This window comes from Hyphomonas sp., from assembly GCF_040882205.1.
In the GTDB taxonomy this organism is placed as follows: domain Bacteria; phylum Pseudomonadota; class Alphaproteobacteria; order Caulobacterales; family Hyphomonadaceae; genus Hyphomonas.
In genome coordinates, this window is record NZ_JBBEBT010000130.1 from 18724 (window position 1) to 32621 (window position 13898).

Consider the following 13898-nt stretch of genomic DNA (forward strand, 5'->3'; position numbering starts at 1 on the left):
GGATTAAATCGCAGTTAGTTGCTCCGGCCTCTGGACGCGGAGCGAAAGCTATGCGGAACTGTGGTCAATGACAGAACATCTTTTGCGCAAGCCTGCGTCCGATCCGGTGGTCGCCTTCCAGAAGAGCGAACTCCAGCCGATTCTTGATGTCTATGGCCGGCTCGTGATTGCCGGAGAGGCGCGCGATTACTCGATCGGCTTCGGGAAGGATGTGGCGACCTTCGCGATCTTCCGCCGGCATGCCGAAAGTCCGACCTGGCGAATCGAAAAGGAACCGGCGCTGGCCAACCGGCAGGGGCAATATGCCGTATACGGACTTGGTGGACAGGTGCTCCGGCGCGGGCGGGAACTGCGTCAGGTTCTGCGCGTTTTCGAGAGCCGGAAGTTCACAATCGTCCGTTAACGGACTCAAGGCGCTCGTTAACCCATTGTTTACCAAAAACTTCTTGCGAACCAAACTGGAACAGAGTAGGAACATCCTACAGAGAACGGAGCAAGAACATGGGTAGCGCAGTCAGCTTTCGCGGTCAATCGGGCAAGGCATGGTCATTCCAGCGGGCAGCCGCGGATTCGGCCTGGTCACGCGCACCGGGTGTCGCCATCTTCGCCATTCCGGAGGCCTGTGGCTGGCGGGTTTTCCGGGTGATCGAACTCTCCGGAAAGCCGCATGACATCCAGCCGATCTGGGCTCTGGCGGAGGCCGAACGTTACGGCGCCAGCGCCGTGTTCGTCGCCCTGGAGTTCGACGCCCCGGTGCGCAAGCAGATCGTGGCCGACCTCGAGGCCGGTTTCCAGCCGATCATCAGCTCCGGTGTCCGCACCGGGCAGGTCATCCGCCTCGCCGCCTGATGTTCCGGCTTAACGGGCCGCCTCGGTATACCAGCGTGTCACGTCGGCCTCGACCATGTCGAGTGGGCGGGGCCCGCCGCTGAGAATCGCGCCGTGGAAGGCCTTCGGCTCGAAACGGGGCCCGAGCACGCGCTGGGCGCGTTCCCGCAGGTCCAAAATCCTCTGACGCCCGATCCAGTAGGCGGCGGCCTGTCCGGGCCAGACGCTGTAGCGATCCACCTCATCGGCGGCCGCCTCGGCGCTCAACCCGGTTGAGGCGGTGATATAGTTGATGGCGCGCTCGCGGCTCCATTTCTGTTGGTGAATGCCGGTATCGACAGCAAGGCGCGCGGCGCGCAGCAGCATGGACTGCAAGTAGCCAATGCGTCCGAACAGGTCGTCCGTGTACAGACCACCTTCATCTGCAAGCGTCTCGGCATATGAGGCCCAGCCTTCTCCATAGCCGGGATTCCAGATCAGCTGGCGCGCCAGAGGCAGGCCTGCCGTCTCGGCTGCGAGCCCGCTCTCCAGATGATGGCCGGGCAGGGTCTCGTGATAGACCAGTGTCGGTAGTGTGAAGTCCGGCCAGTCGGCAAGGCGGATCAGGTTGATCTCGAAACGGGCAGGGTTGCGGCCATCGGCGGTGCGCGGCGTGTAGGCAGCAGACGGCGCGGCAGCGGAGAAGGCGAACGGCATCATGCTGACGGTGACCGCGCCGGCGGGCGCCGGGCCGATCTGAGCTTGCACGAGCCCGGTCGCCTTTGTGGTGAGCAGAGTCAGTCGTTCGATCAGGGCTGCGCGGCCGAGATCGGAATCCTCGTAGAACTGGCCCGGTTGCTGGCCAAGAAAGATCATCCGCTCGGCGATCGTCCCATCGGGCAGGCCGGTGGCGGCGAGGGCAGTGTCGAGTTCGGCGGTGAGGCGTTTGACGTCGGCGAGGCCCCGGGCATGCAGCTCGGCAGGCGTCTCGCGGGTTCCGGTATAGGCGTCGAGGACGCTGCGGTAATAGGCGTCGCCGCCCTCAACTTGCCAGACACCGGGTTCGGGGGGCGCGTTTTCGGCAAGCGCGGCGATATCTTCGGCAAAGCGCGCATAGGCTGGCAGGACGTCGCCGGTGAAGATCGTCCTCAGGCGAGCGGAACTGCGGGCGCGGGCGTCCGGTGTCAGGCCTTCGACGCCGTTCAGCAGGTTGTCGAATGTCTGTATCATGAAGGAGGTTTCCGGTGTCTCCAGCGCGCCGGCGCTGGCGAGGGCCTGCATCCGGGCAAGGATGGGCACCGGCGGCAGGATACCGGCGCGGGCATCTGCATCGAGGCGACGACGATCATCATCAATGGCGCCGGCAAATTGTGAGACCCGGGACAGGAAATCCTCGACATCGGCGGGCGTTTCCATCGGCTGACGGCGCACGAGCAGTTCCGGCACGTCGAGATAGGCGCCGCGCATATGGTCGGCGACATAGGGATAGAAAGCGGAGAGGTCGCCGTCGCCGTGGCCGGAGACGAGGACGCGCTCAGCCGCTTCATGCGCAGCGATCACCGTATCGAGGTGCCGGGCGAGGGCGCTGCCGGCGGCGGGGCGCGCAGTGCGCACAAGGACATCGAGGGTCTCGAGGCGTTCAAGGCGGGCCCGCTCGAATGCGGCTTGCGAGCGGTCAGTTAGGTAACCGCCGAAGGGATAGCCGGCCGCGTCCGGCAGGACGCCGAGACGGGTGGCTAGTTCTGGATCGCGCACAAGTTCGTTCTGAGCCACCGTTTTCAGGGTCTGCTCCACCTCTCGCACGATGCGCCGCGGGGTGCCTTCCGGATCGGCGCCGCCGGAGCAGGCTGCGACCATGCCCAGCGCAACCGCCGCGCTGAGGCGGGTGAGCGGAAAGGGGCGATGAGGCCGAAACTGTTGCAGCATGACGGATTTTTCAGGGAAAGGGCACTGTAATTGAGCTCGGTTCGGGAGTTGTGGCCAGAGTATATTTCCGGTATCGATCCGGCCGAATCTTAGGAGTTCAGCCCTCGTGACCATGCCCAACGCAGTTGGCGGACAACCGCCCATTACCGGCCAAGTGTTGTTTTACAAAGATCCGCAACCCCTGTCGGCCGAAAACCACGGCGGCCTTGGCGTTCGCCAGATCGCAGAGCCCTTCGCGTTCCTGCGCGAGGCGCATGCTGTGCCGGTCACGGTTACCGAGTTCGGCGTCTGTGCGGCTTCCTACCCGATCATCTTTGTCGGTGACGAGCGCACCCCGGTTGCCGTAATGGGCGTGCGTCAGGGCCAGAACCTGTTCGTCGACCCGAATGGCTATGTCTTCGAAGACTATTACATCCCGGCCTTCGTGCGCCGCTATCCCTTTGTTTTCGCGGCCGACGAGTCTTCCGATCGCCTGCTGCTGTGCGTCGACCGCTCTGCGCCGATGGTCTCGAACCAGCCGGACGTGCCCTTCTTCGAGAACGGCCAGCCGAGCAAGTTTACCACGGACGCCATAGAGTTCTGCAAGGAATTCGAGCGCCAGCGCCGCGCGACGACCGACTTCGTCAAGATCGTCGCGTCGATGGACCTGTTCGAGCAGAAGACCGTGACCTTCCAGCCGCGCGACGCGCAGGGGCGCGAATCCGGCCCGGTGCAAAAAGTCGCCGATTACTGGGCGATCTCCGAAGAGCGTCTCAACGCGCTGCCGGTAGAAAAATATGTTGAACTGCGCAACAATGGCGCGCTGGGCGCTTGCTACGCGCACCTTGTGTCGCTGCTCAACTGGTCGAAAGTGGTCAACCGGGCTGTGCGCACGCCGCCTCCGGGCCAGGTTGCTGCCTGACCGGCGCTGGCAGGCCTTGCCGCCTGCCCGCTACCGAAACGGCCCTCCCATGCGGAGGGCCGTTTTCGTTTTGGCCCGTGTGCGGCATCACGAAGAGGCGAGCAGGGGTTTTACCAATGGCCGGACCAGCGCATATGCTGGATGGGTTTACGTCTGGCTAGATCTGGCAGGAAAGCAGATTGATGATCCACGCCTACCGCGCTCTGATGGCGGCCCTTGCGGGACTGCTGATGCTCGCTCCGCTTGCCGGCGCGCAGGCAGACCCGTCCGCGCGGCGCGCCGAAGCGGAGCTGATCTCCGAGCGGGCGAGCGTGATGCCCGGCGAAACAGTGTTCATCGCGCTGAAAATGACCATGGATCCCGGCTGGCACATCTACTGGCGCAATGCCGGGGATGCCGGCTTGCCGCCACATTTGGTGCTGAAGGAGGGCGGCAATATCCCCGCAGGCGCCATCGGTGAGATGCTCTGGCCCCTGCCGAAGCTGCTGCCTGTCGTCGAAGGCGAGATCATGGACTACGGCTATGACGATGAGGCGGTATTCGCCTTGCCGCTGACCGTGCCGGCCGATGCATCGGGCGAAGTGAGCATCGTTGCGGAAGCCGACTACCTGATCTGCGAAGCAATCTGCATTCCGGAAAGGCAGGATGTCTCCCTCGTGCTGCCGGTCGGCGCGCCGGTCGAGAATACGAAATCAGGACAGCTGATCGGCGAATGGATCGCGAAAGTGCCCGGCCCGTTCGAGGGCGAGGCCCGGATCACCGACGCATCTGACCCCTGGACGCTAAGCCTGGTGCAGGCCGGCGGGTTTGCCGAAGGGGCGCGCATCCGCTTCTTTCCATTCGAACACGAAATCAGCCATCCGGCCGACCAGCCTCAGCGCGCCGGCCCGAGCGGTGCAAGCCTGTCGCTGACCCCGGACCGTGCCGGCGCGGTGGGCGAAGCGCTGGAGGGTATCATCCGTGTGGATGCGCCCGGCTCTGAACCGGTGGGTTACGAGATCACCGCCACCCGGGGTGATGTGCTGGCCGGGACGGCCGAATTTGCGGTTGCCGCAGCCGCCGGCGCGGGGGACAGGTCCTCGCTTGGCTGGCAGGGCCTGCTCGGACTTGCCGGTATGGCCCTTGTCGGCGGGCTGATCCTGAACCTGATGCCGTGCGTGCTGCCGGTGCTGTCGATGAAAGCCGTCGGCATGGTCTCGGCGGCGGCGAGCGGGCATGCTGGCGAGCTGAGATCGCACGGGCTCTGGTATACCACCGGGGTTCTGGTCTCCTTCCTTGCGCTGGCTCTGGTGATCCTCGCGCTGCGCACGCCCACCGAGACACTGACGCTCGGCTTCCAGATGCAGCACGCGCCGACGGTGGCGATCCTCGCGCTGATCATGTTTGCCGTTGGTCTCTGGCTGATGGGCTTTTTCGAGCTTGGCGCATCAGTGCAGAATATCGGTGGCGGACTGGTAAGCCGGGGCGGCGCGCTCGGGGCGTTCTTCACCGGCGTTCTGGCGGCGGTGGTTGGCGCACCCTGCGTCGGGCCGTTCCTCGCTGCGGCGCTCGGCGCCGTGATGACGCAGCCGGCGCCCGCCGTGATTGCGGTTTTCCTGGCCATGGGCTTTGGCATGGCGCTGCCCTTCCTGGTCCTCAGCTTCGTGCCTGGCCTGGAGCGCCTGCTGCCGAAACCCGGCAAGTGGATGGACACGCTGAAGCAGGCCTTCGCGTTCCCGATGTTCCTGACGGCGGCCTGGCTGCTGGCGGTGCTGGCCGACCTTGCCGGGGCAGGGGCGGTCGGCTGGACGCTGGCGGGAGCGACCGCGCTCGGCTTTGCGGTCTGGGTATCGCGCGGCGGCGGACAGGTGCGCCGGGCGCTGGCGATTGTGGCGCTGGCGGTCGGGATCGGATTGCCGGCCGTGCAGGCGAATGTGCCGGCGGGCCGCGCGGGCGCAGAGCCATCGGGTCCGGCCTATGGCGAGGCCGCATGGAGCGCGGAGACCGTGAGTGCGCGGATTGCCGAGGGTCGGCCAGTGTTTGTGGATTTCACGGCCAGCTGGTGTGCGAGCTGCCAGGTCAACAAGCTGACGACGCTGAATACGAAGCGCGTGAAAGAGGCGTTCGCGGCGGCGGATGTCGCCTTCCTCGTGGCAGACTTCACCCAGAAGGATCCGGCGATTGCGCAGGAACTGCAGCGGCGCGGGCGTGCAGGGGTGCCGATGTACCTGTGGTATCCGGCCGGATCCTCCGAGCCTGAAATCCTGCCGGAACTGCTCACTCAAGAACTTGTCATTGGACTTGTCGAAGGCCGCTAGGCCTATAGACTGCGTTCCAAACCCTATCGCCAGGAGACGACGATGCAGATCACCCGCCGCCACCTTTCGCTTGCCGCCGGCATGGCCACAGCCGTTGCGCTGACGGCCGGCGCGCTGATTGCCTCAACCGCGCAGGCCGCGCCCGCGACCGGCGCACCGGCGCCGGCCTTTACGGGCGTGACAGCCACCGGCGAGACAATTTCCCTCGCAGACTTCGCCGGCAAGACGGTGATCCTCGAATGGACCAATGACGGCTGCCCCTTCGTGAAGAAACACTACGCGGCGCCGCCGTCGAATATGCAGACACTCCAGACGAGCGCGGCGGCGGACGATATCGTCTGGATCTCCGTGATTTCTTCGGCGGTAGGAGAGCAGGGCTACGCCGATGCGGGGCGGGCAATTGAGCTGACCACCTCGCGGCGCGCTGCACCGGCGCATGTGGTGCTTGATGAGGCCGGGACAGTCGGCAAGCTTTTCGGCGCCAAGACGACGCCGCACATGTTCATCATCACGCCGAAAGGTGAACTCGCCTATGATGGCGCCATCGATTCCAAGGCTTCGGCCAAGGTGGATGACATTGCCGGGGCCACCAACTACGTCACCGCTGCGTTGGCAGACCTCAACTCCGGCACGCCAGTCGCAACACCGGTAACCAAGCCTTACGGCTGCGCCGTCAAGTACAAGTAATCCGGAGACGGATGGATAAGAGGGCCGGGCACCGCCTCCAGCCCTTTTTTCATGCCGCGCGCCTGCCGTTGCGGACGGGGTTGATTGGCGGGGCCTGTCCAGCGCAGACTGTAGCCTGAAACCTGGAGAGGGCGTATGAGCCGGGAAAGTGATCCGATTGTCCGCGACCAGCCGCCGGAAATGCCGTCGGAAGGTGGGCCTCTGGCAGAATATGGCGGCGCACTGCCGCCGGCGCCGGACTGGTTTCCGGATGCGGTGGCAACGCCTTATGAAACGCACCGCATCGAGGTGCTGGGTGCGCAGGTCTCCTACCAGCGCTGGGGCAAGCGCGGGGCGCCGGGATTATTGTTCGTGCACGGAAACGGCGCGCATGCGCACTGGTGGGATTTTATCGCGCCCTATTTTGCCGAGCATTACAATGTGGCGGCGCTGACATTCTCGGGCATGGGCGAAAGCGCCTGGCGCGAAAACTATGACATGGCGACCTTTTCTGCCGAACAGGTCGCGGTGGCGGAAGATGCGGGCCTGTTCGATGGTCCGCGCAAGCCGGTGATCGTGGCGCATTCCTTTGGGGGCTTTGTCACTCTTGTCACCGGCGCCGAGCATGGCGACAAGTTCGAGGGCATGGTGATCGTCGATAGTCCGGTTAACCCGCCGGAGCGGCCGCATCAGGGGCCGTCGCGGGCCGGCCGTCCGCACAAGGTCTATGCCGATCTCGCTGCCGCGCTGTCGCGCTTCCGGCTTGCGCCGCCGCAATTGTGCGATAACCATTTCGCGATGGACTATATTGCGCGCTGGAGCCTGAAACGCGCCGAGGGCGGATGGACCTGGAAGTTCGATCCGACGATCTGGACGCGGTTCGAGCCGGGCCGAGATGGCGGGGAGCTACTGAAGGCGGCGAAGTGCCGGGTAGCGATCATCCGGGGGGAGGAAAGCGCGCTGATGCCGGACGAGGTCCGCGATTACATGCGCGCGCTGCTGGGGCACCAGGTGCCGTTTGTTTCGATCCCTCACGCGCGCCATCATGTGATGCTGGATCAGCCGATCGCCTTCATCTCGGCGCTGCGCATGCTGCTGGCCGAATGGGATCATTCCGATCCGCACCGGCGCGTGTGAACCCGATCACCCGGCGAAGGCCTTCTCGATCACGAATTCAGCGGGCGACGCATTGGAGCCTTCGGACAGGCCGGCTTTGACCATCAGCGCCTTGCTGTCCTGGATCATCTCCATCGAGCCGCACATCATGGCTCGGTCCGTGGACGGATCAAGAGGCGGGACGCCGAGATCGGTGAAGAGCTTGCCATTCTCGATCAGGGTCGTGATGCGGCCCATGTTCGGGTAGGGCTCGCGCGTCGTCGTCGTGTAGAGCGCCAGTTTGCCGCCGACGAGTTCGCCAACCAGCGGATCGTCCTTCAGGCTGTCGATCAGATTGCGCGAATAGGTGAGTTCGGCGACATCGCGGCAGGTGTGGGTGACGATCACCTGCTCGTAGCGCTCATAGGTGTCAGGGTCGCGCACGAGGCTCGCGAAGGGGGCAAAACCGGTGCCGGTGGAGAACATGTAGAGGCGCTTGCCGGGGGTCAGGGCGTCGAGCACAAGCGTGCCGGTCGGCTTGCGGCCGAGGAGGACCTTGTCGCCGACCTTGATGGATTGCAGGCGCGAGGTAAGCGGGCCATCGGGCACCTTGATGGAGTAGAATTCAAGTTCCTCGTCCCAGGACGGGGAGGCCACCGAATAGGCACGCAGGAGGGGTTTGCCGTCTTCCTTCGGCAGGCCGATCATCACGAACTCGCCCGAGCGGAAGCGGAAGCTCTGCGGGCGTGTGAGGCGGAAGCGGAAGAGGTGGTCGGTATAATGTTCGACGGCGAGGACGGTTTCCTCGGTCGGTCCGTTCGGGTTCAATTTCACTGCGGCCGTCTGGCCGGCGGGCGCGTCAGCGCTCATCCTCAGCCCTCCTGGGAGATGTCTCGGCCCCAATTGAGCCGGGCGCGTGCCAAAAGCAATGCGTCAGATGATGGCTTTAGTTTTACTGATAGGTGGGGCGGGTGACCCAGCCGATTTCAGGGTCCTCGATGCTGTATTCGCCCGAGAGTTCGTAGATGTTCGCGTAGCCATAGCCGTACAGGTTGATGAAGGTCGGCACGTTGAGGGCCAGCGGCGCCGATTTCAGCATCACCGGGGCGACGTTGTCGGTGAAATTGTTGTTGCAGTAGATCAGGATACGGTGCTGTTTTGAGCCAATGACTTCGGCCAGCATGCCTTCCGAGAAATCCGAGAAGTTAAGGTTCACCGCGCCCGAGATATGGCCGAGGGCATGGTTACCGGCGCTGCGGGCATCGATAATAATGGTATCCCGATCGGCCTTCATGGCGTTGAAGGTTTCGAGGTCGATCAGGCGGGTTTCGCGGTAGGCCGCGATGTCCTTGCCGAGTTCAAGGAAGCCCGGATAATCGACCAGGCCGGGCTTTTCGTCCGCTTCCGCAGGCGCTGAAAGAACGGCGAAAAGGATCATGGCGGTGAGGCCGGCAATGGCCAGGGCGGCGACAAAAGGCAGGTTCGTCTTCATGGGCTCATGGTTCATAGCCGGTCTCCTTGAGCGGCCTTCAGGCTCCCACAGTCACCGGACTCAGTGGCCAGAATGTGCACGCTTGAGGGCTTTGCTGCGAAATCTGTGCCGGTTTGTGACGCGGCGGCCTGCTTAACCTTTCGGGAAACGGCCCATCCGCTCTTCCCAGTGTCGCCGGCAGAGGGAGACATAGGTCGTCTTCTCGATCGAAATCTGGTCGCCTTCCGTCAGCGCGCGTCCGTCCGGGCCGAGGCGGACGACCATGATGGCCTTGCGGCCGCATTCGCAGATGGTGCGAACTTCGCGCAGTGAGTCGGCGATGGCGAGGAGAGCGGCTGAGCCATCGAACAACTCGCCCCGGAAATCCGTACGCAGACCGTAGGTGAGCACCGGCATGCCGAGATGGTCCGCCACGCGGGCGAGTTGCCAGACCTGATCGCGGGTGAGGAACTGCGCCTCGTCGACAAAGATTGCGTCGAGACGCCCCTGACCCATGCGTTCCTGGATCAGGACGAAAATGTCCGTGTCCTGCCTATAAAGCGTCGCTTCGGCCGAGATGCCGATGCGCGAGCTGATATGGCCGTCATCGGCGTCGCGGTAGAGCGCCGAGGTGAGCAGCAGCACTTCCATGCCCTGTTCACGGTAGTTGTGCGCCGCCTGGAGCAGGATCGTCGACTTGCCGGCATTCATCGCCGCATAGGAGAAGTAAAGCTTGGCCATGGCGGCGGGCGCGATGCGTCAGCGGATCGGCAGGGCGACGCCCTCACGGCGGGGATCGGCGCCGCCTTCGAGGCCCTTGTCGCGCACGACTATCAGGTGGAGGCCGGAATTCTCGCCGGTGCGTTCCTCGACCGTGTAACCCATCTGGCGCAGGGCGTCGGCCGATTCCGGTCCACCCTCCACGTCGACTTCGACGGCCACCGTATCGCCGCGCGCGATGATGTTCGGCAGCGCGGCAGCTTCCTGAGCCGTCTTGCCCCATTCGATAACGCCGACCAGCGTTTTCGAGACATAGGCGATGATCGAATTGCCGCCCGGCGAGCCGGTGACCATGAAGAGGTCGCCGCCCTTGTCGAACACCAGCGTCGGCGACATCGAGGAGCGGGGTCGCTTGCCGGCGGCGGGGGCGTTGGCGACGGGCTTGCCGCCCTTGGTCGGCGTCAGCGCGAAGTCGGTGAGTTCGTTGTTGAGGAGAAAGCCGCCGGCCATGCGGGAGGAACCGAAAGCGGCTTCGACGGTGGCGGTCATGGCGACCGCGTTGCCGTCAAGGTCGATGATCGAGATGTGCGTAGTGCCGGCGCCGGGTGTGGTGGTGTCTTCGCCCCACATGGCGCGCATAGGCTCCTTGCCGAGCACGGTTCCCGGATCGCCCGGATAGGATTTCGCATCCGGTGCAAACGCCTCTTTCGCCCGCGCCTTGATATAGGCGGGGTCAATCAGCTCGGCAGTTGGCACAGTCACGAAATCCCCGTCCGCGACATAGTGATCGCGGTCGGCGTAAGCGAGGCGCTGGGCGTCCACGAAGGCTTTCAGGTAAAGGCTCTCATCCGCGTTCACCGTCGCCGGAGGTTTCAGATAGTCGTAGAGGCCCATGATAAGGTTCTGCGTGATCCCCCCCGAACTTGGCGGCGGGGCGGAGCAGATCTTGTAGCCGCTCTGAAGTTCGCCGCAGACCGGCTCGCGCACGGCGACCTTGTAGTTCTGGAGATCGTCCAGCGTCATCGCGCCGCCGTCCGGGCCGTCATTGGTGGCGGCGACGATCTCGGCGGCAATGCTGCCGGTATAGAAGGCGGCGGGGCCTTCTTCGGCGATCGCAGCAAGCGTGGCGGCATAGGCGGGGTTCGTGCGCACGAAACCGGCCGCAAGCGGCTGGCCGTCCGGGTAGAAATAGGCCGCGGTGACCGGATTGTCGTCGAGGCGGATCGCGGCGCGCAGGCGCGGTGAGGCGAGGGTCTGGGCAAGTTTCGGGGAGACTTCAAAGCCATCCTCGGCAAGCCGGATCGCCGGTTCGAACAGCGATGCCCAGTCGGCCTGGCCGCCCGCGTCGTGGGCTGCCTTGTAGAGCGCGATCTGGCCGGGCACGCCGACCGATCGGCCTGATTGCCAGGCAGAGATAAAGTCCATCGCCTTGCCGTCCTTGATGAACCAGTCGGCATGGGCTGCGGCCGGCGCCGTTTCGCGGCCGTCGAACACGGTGATCTTGTCGGTTGCGCGGTCATAATGGACGAGGAAGGCGCCGCCGCCGATGCCGGAGCTTTCAGGCTCTACGAGACCCAGCACGGCGTGCACCGCGATTGCTGCATCTATGGCATTACCGCCATTGCGCAGGATTTCGAGACCGGCGTTCACGGCGTAGGGATTCGCCGCCGCGACCATGCCGCCCTTGGTCCAGGACAAGTCACCAAGCGATTCCGGCGCGGTCTCCTGAACGTCAACGGTGGAAGCCGGCGGCGCGGCGGCTGGCGCGCAGGCAGACACCACAAGAGCTAGCGCGAGGAGGGGGAGACGGCGCATGTGAAAACCCTTTGCTTGGCGGGGCGCCCGCAGGCCCTTAAGACCGGGACAGACAAATCAGCTGATAAGGCTCTTAACATGGCAAAGCCGGGGTCGCGCAACCTCATTACAGACGTTCCGGGCATTCTGGTCGGGCAGGCCGAAGATGCCCGCGTGCGCAGCGGTGTCACGGTCATCCTGCCAGATAGGTTCGCCGTCGGCGCCGTCGCCGTTGCGGGCGGCGGGCCGGGTACGCGGGAGACGGATGTGCTGAGCGGCGGACGTCTGGTTGGCGGCGCGGATGCGATCTGCCTGTCGGGCGGCAGCGCGTATGGTCTGGCGGCGGCCGACGGCGTAATGGCTGGCCTTAAGGCCGCGGGGCGCGGTTTCGCGCTGGTGCCCCGGCCGGGTGTGCCGCCGACGCCGATCGTCCCTTCGGCGATTCTCTACGATCTCGCCAATGGCGGCGACAAGGAATGGGGCGACGTCGCGCCCTACTCGGGACTCGCGCGCAAGGCATTCGACAGCGCGGGTGAGGCCTTCCGGCTGGGGCGGTCAGGGGCGGCCTATGGTGCCCGCGCAGGGCAGGCGCCCGGCGGCACGGGATCGGCGAGCATTGTGGCATCGGACGGATTGACGGTCGGCGCGCTCGCCGCAGTCAACAGCTTTGGTTCGGTGCGCATGCCGAACAGCGCAGCCTTCTGGGCCTGGCCTTTCGAGATCGGCGGCGAGTTCGGCGGCGCGCGGCCGGATGTCACGCAGGGTTTTGATCCGGAAGACTGGGGCGCCGCGAAAGTGAACCCTGCGCCGCGCGAGAACACGACGATTGCCTGTATCGCAACTGATGCCGTGCTGACGCGGGACGAGGCCGAACGTGTCGCGCAGATGGCGCTGGCGGGCATGGCGCGTGCGATCCGGCCGGTATTTGCGCCAACTGACGGGGATGTGGTGTTCGTGATCGCGACGGCGCGCCGGCAGATCGACGGGCCGCGCCCAGAGCTGATTGCGCGCATCGGCGAACTCGCAGCTTCGACGCTGGCGCGCAGCATTGCGCGCGCTGTGTATGAAGCCGAACGGCAGGGAGACGCGGCATGATCCGCTGGCTGAAATGGTCGCTCTTGGCGCCAGCCAGCGCCTGCGTGCTCGCCGGCTGCATGGTTGCCGGGCGCGACGCTGACCCGGCAAAATGGCCCGGCATGACGTCGATCCAGACCGTCTCCGGCAAGGATGTCTTTCACGAATGCGGCGGCACGCTGATCGCGCCCGACTGGGTACTGACAGCGGCGCATTGCGCCGAAGACATGCGGATCGAGGCGTCTGGCCGGGCAGCGCAATATTCTGGTGAAACCCGGCGCGGCGCCGTGGCTGTGGCGATCGGCCTGGGCGACCTGCGCACCATTCCGCCTGGCAGCGTATTGCCGGTTGCCGGCGTGATCCTGCATCCGGACTATCAACCGGGCGCGCCGGAGCGTGGCCATGATCTCGCCCTGCTGCGGCTCGCCGGGCGTTCGGCGGCGATGCCTATGCCGGTCGCAGGGCTCACCGGTTCGGCAGAGGGCATCTACGATCCCTATGCCGATGTGTGGGCGGCTGGCTATGGCCAGAAAGGCGAGAGCGCACAGGGCCAGGACGGTGTCACGCGTAGCGGCCGCCAGGTCGCGGCGGGGTCGCTGATCCTGCAGGAGGGCTATGTGCCGGCGCTGCCGGCGGAAGTGTGCGCCGAACGCATCCGCACGGGTCTGGAGCGGGAAGGGCTGGTCGATGCGGTCTATTCCGGCGTCACAGTCGACAGCGCCACCCAGCTTTGCGCCGGCACAGGCGGCACGGATGCCTGCCAGGGCGACAGCGGCGGGCCGCTGGTGCTGCGCACGCCGGGCGGCCCGGTGCAGGCCGGCGTCGTCAGCTGGGGCCTCGGGTGCGGCCGCGCTGAGAATCCCGGCGTCTATATGCGTGTTTCCGCCTATGCGGACTGGATCGCCAGCGTTCTGGACCCGGTTGAGGCGCCCGCACCGCCCGAAACGGTTGCAGTCCCGGAGGGTCCGCCCGCCGAAACGGCGCCGGAATCTGCGCCTGATACGGCTGTTACGCCCGGCTGAACCACGAGGGTTTTTGAGGCTTGCAAGGCTGGGGACGCGCCTGTATGTGTCCGGTCCTTGCAGTGGCCAAGCACCCGTAGCTCAGCTGGATAGAGCACCAGACTACGAATCTGGGGGTCAGGAGT

Annotated in this window: 13 protein-coding genes; 8 read left to right on the plus strand and 5 right to left on the minus strand. The window is 65.2% G+C overall.

What is annotated here, in order from left to right; genetic code table 11:
* The first annotated feature begins 67 nt into the window (after positions 1-67).
* A complete protein-coding gene (locus tag WEA77_RS05105) occupies positions 68-403 on the plus strand; it encodes a DUF2794 domain-containing protein (protein ID WP_368066786.1) in 336 nt (111 codons plus the stop codon).
* A 98-nt stretch (positions 404-501) separates the two neighbouring features.
* Entirely contained in the window at positions 502-849 is a 348-nt protein-coding gene (locus WEA77_RS05110; protein ID WP_368066787.1) for a hypothetical protein, read from the plus strand.
* A 9-nt stretch (positions 850-858) separates the two neighbouring features.
* Here the strand turns inward: WEA77_RS05110 and WEA77_RS05115 are convergent, their stop codons facing one another.
* On the minus strand, positions 859-2733 hold the full coding sequence (locus tag WEA77_RS05115; protein WP_368066788.1) for a DUF885 family protein: 1875 nt from the start codon (positions 2731-2733) through the stop codon (positions 859-861).
* Between the two features lie 112 nt (positions 2734-2845).
* Between WEA77_RS05115 and WEA77_RS05120 the strand changes: the two genes are divergently transcribed.
* From WEA77_RS05120 to WEA77_RS05135, 4 genes are all read left to right on the plus strand, one after another.
* A complete protein-coding gene (locus WEA77_RS05120) occupies positions 2846-3634 on the plus strand; it encodes a SapC family protein (RefSeq protein ID WP_368066798.1) in 789 nt (262 codons plus the stop codon).
* 182 nt (positions 3635-3816) lie between these two features.
* On the plus strand, positions 3817-5931 hold the full coding sequence (locus tag WEA77_RS05125) for a protein-disulfide reductase DsbD family protein (RefSeq protein WP_368066789.1): 2115 nt from the start codon (positions 3817-3819) through the stop codon (positions 5929-5931).
* A 42-nt stretch (positions 5932-5973) separates the two neighbouring features.
* Positions 5974-6618 (plus strand): redoxin domain-containing protein, encoded by a 645-nt coding sequence (locus tag WEA77_RS05130; RefSeq protein ID WP_368066790.1) that lies wholly within the window; start codon positions 5974-5976, stop codon positions 6616-6618.
* A gap of 135 nt (positions 6619-6753) precedes the next feature.
* Positions 6754-7734 (plus strand): alpha/beta fold hydrolase, encoded by a 981-nt coding sequence (locus WEA77_RS05135; RefSeq protein ID WP_368066791.1) that lies wholly within the window; start codon positions 6754-6756, stop codon positions 7732-7734.
* 6 nt (positions 7735-7740) lie between these two features.
* Here the strand turns inward: WEA77_RS05135 and WEA77_RS05140 are convergent, their stop codons facing one another.
* The 4 genes from WEA77_RS05140 to ggt all read right to left on the minus strand — a co-directional run bounded on the left by WEA77_RS05140 (position 7741) and on the right by ggt (position 11698).
* Positions 7741-8562: a ferredoxin--NADP reductase gene (locus tag WEA77_RS05140; RefSeq protein ID WP_368066792.1), complete on the minus strand. Its 822-nt coding sequence runs from the start codon at positions 8560-8562 to the stop codon at positions 7741-7743.
* Positions 8563-8644: 82 nt separating this feature from the next.
* On the minus strand, positions 8645-9199 hold the full coding sequence (locus WEA77_RS05145) for a rhodanese-like domain-containing protein (protein ID WP_368066793.1): 555 nt from the start codon (positions 9197-9199) through the stop codon (positions 8645-8647).
* Positions 9200-9316: 117 nt separating this feature from the next.
* The gene (locus WEA77_RS05150; protein WP_368066794.1) at positions 9317-9904 is read right to left on the minus strand and encodes a thymidine kinase; all 588 of its coding nucleotides are present in this window, start codon (positions 9902-9904) and stop codon (positions 9317-9319) included.
* An 18-nt stretch (positions 9905-9922) separates the two neighbouring features.
* Positions 9923-11698, minus strand: a complete 1776-nt coding sequence (gene ggt / locus WEA77_RS05155; protein ID WP_368066795.1) for a gamma-glutamyltransferase — start codon at positions 11696-11698, stop codon at positions 9923-9925.
* A 78-nt stretch (positions 11699-11776) separates the two neighbouring features.
* Between ggt and WEA77_RS05160 the strand changes: the two genes are divergently transcribed.
* On the plus strand, positions 11777-12772 hold the full coding sequence (locus WEA77_RS05160; RefSeq protein ID WP_368066796.1) for a P1 family peptidase: 996 nt from the start codon (positions 11777-11779) through the stop codon (positions 12770-12772).
* Positions 12769-13773 carry a trypsin-like serine protease gene (locus WEA77_RS05165; protein WP_368066797.1) on the plus strand — a complete coding sequence of 335 codons (1005 nt, stop codon included), beginning with the start codon at positions 12769-12771 and terminating at the stop codon, positions 13771-13773. Before WEA77_RS05160 ends, WEA77_RS05165 begins: the two co-directional genes overlap by 4 nt.
* Positions 13774-13898 lie beyond the last annotated feature (125 nt).

Excerpts from the sequence above, each read along its gene's own strand:
- WEA77_RS05105 (WP_368066786.1), top strand. The coding sequence starts at position 68 with ATGACAGAACATCTTTTGCGCAAGCCTGCGTCCGATCCGGTGGTCGCC.
- WEA77_RS05110 (WP_368066787.1), top strand. The coding sequence starts at position 502 with ATGGGTAGCGCAGTCAGCTTTCGCGGTCAATCGGGCAAGGCATGGTCA.
- WEA77_RS05115 (WP_368066788.1), bottom strand. The coding sequence starts at position 2,733 with ATGCTGCAACAGTTTCGGCCTCATCGCCCCTTTCCGCTCACCCGCCTC.
- WEA77_RS05120 (WP_368066798.1), top strand. The coding sequence starts at position 2,846 with ATGCCCAACGCAGTTGGCGGACAACCGCCCATTACCGGCCAAGTGTTG.
- WEA77_RS05125 (WP_368066789.1), top strand. The coding sequence starts at position 3,817 with ATGATCCACGCCTACCGCGCTCTGATGGCGGCCCTTGCGGGACTGCTG.
- WEA77_RS05130 (WP_368066790.1), top strand. The coding sequence starts at position 5,974 with ATGCAGATCACCCGCCGCCACCTTTCGCTTGCCGCCGGCATGGCCACA.
- WEA77_RS05135 (WP_368066791.1), top strand. The coding sequence starts at position 6,754 with ATGAGCCGGGAAAGTGATCCGATTGTCCGCGACCAGCCGCCGGAAATG.
- WEA77_RS05140 (WP_368066792.1), bottom strand. The coding sequence starts at position 8,562 with ATGAGCGCTGACGCGCCCGCCGGCCAGACGGCCGCAGTGAAATTGAAC.
- WEA77_RS05145 (WP_368066793.1), bottom strand. The coding sequence starts at position 9,199 with ATGAACCATGAGCCCATGAAGACGAACCTGCCTTTTGTCGCCGCCCTG.
- WEA77_RS05150 (WP_368066794.1), bottom strand. The coding sequence starts at position 9,904 with ATGGCCAAGCTTTACTTCTCCTATGCGGCGATGAATGCCGGCAAGTCG.
- ggt (WP_368066795.1), bottom strand. The coding sequence starts at position 11,698 with ATGCGCCGTCTCCCCCTCCTCGCGCTAGCTCTTGTGGTGTCTGCCTGC.
- WEA77_RS05160 (WP_368066796.1), top strand. The coding sequence starts at position 11,777 with ATGGCAAAGCCGGGGTCGCGCAACCTCATTACAGACGTTCCGGGCATT.
- WEA77_RS05165 (WP_368066797.1), top strand. The coding sequence starts at position 12,769 with ATGATCCGCTGGCTGAAATGGTCGCTCTTGGCGCCAGCCAGCGCCTGC.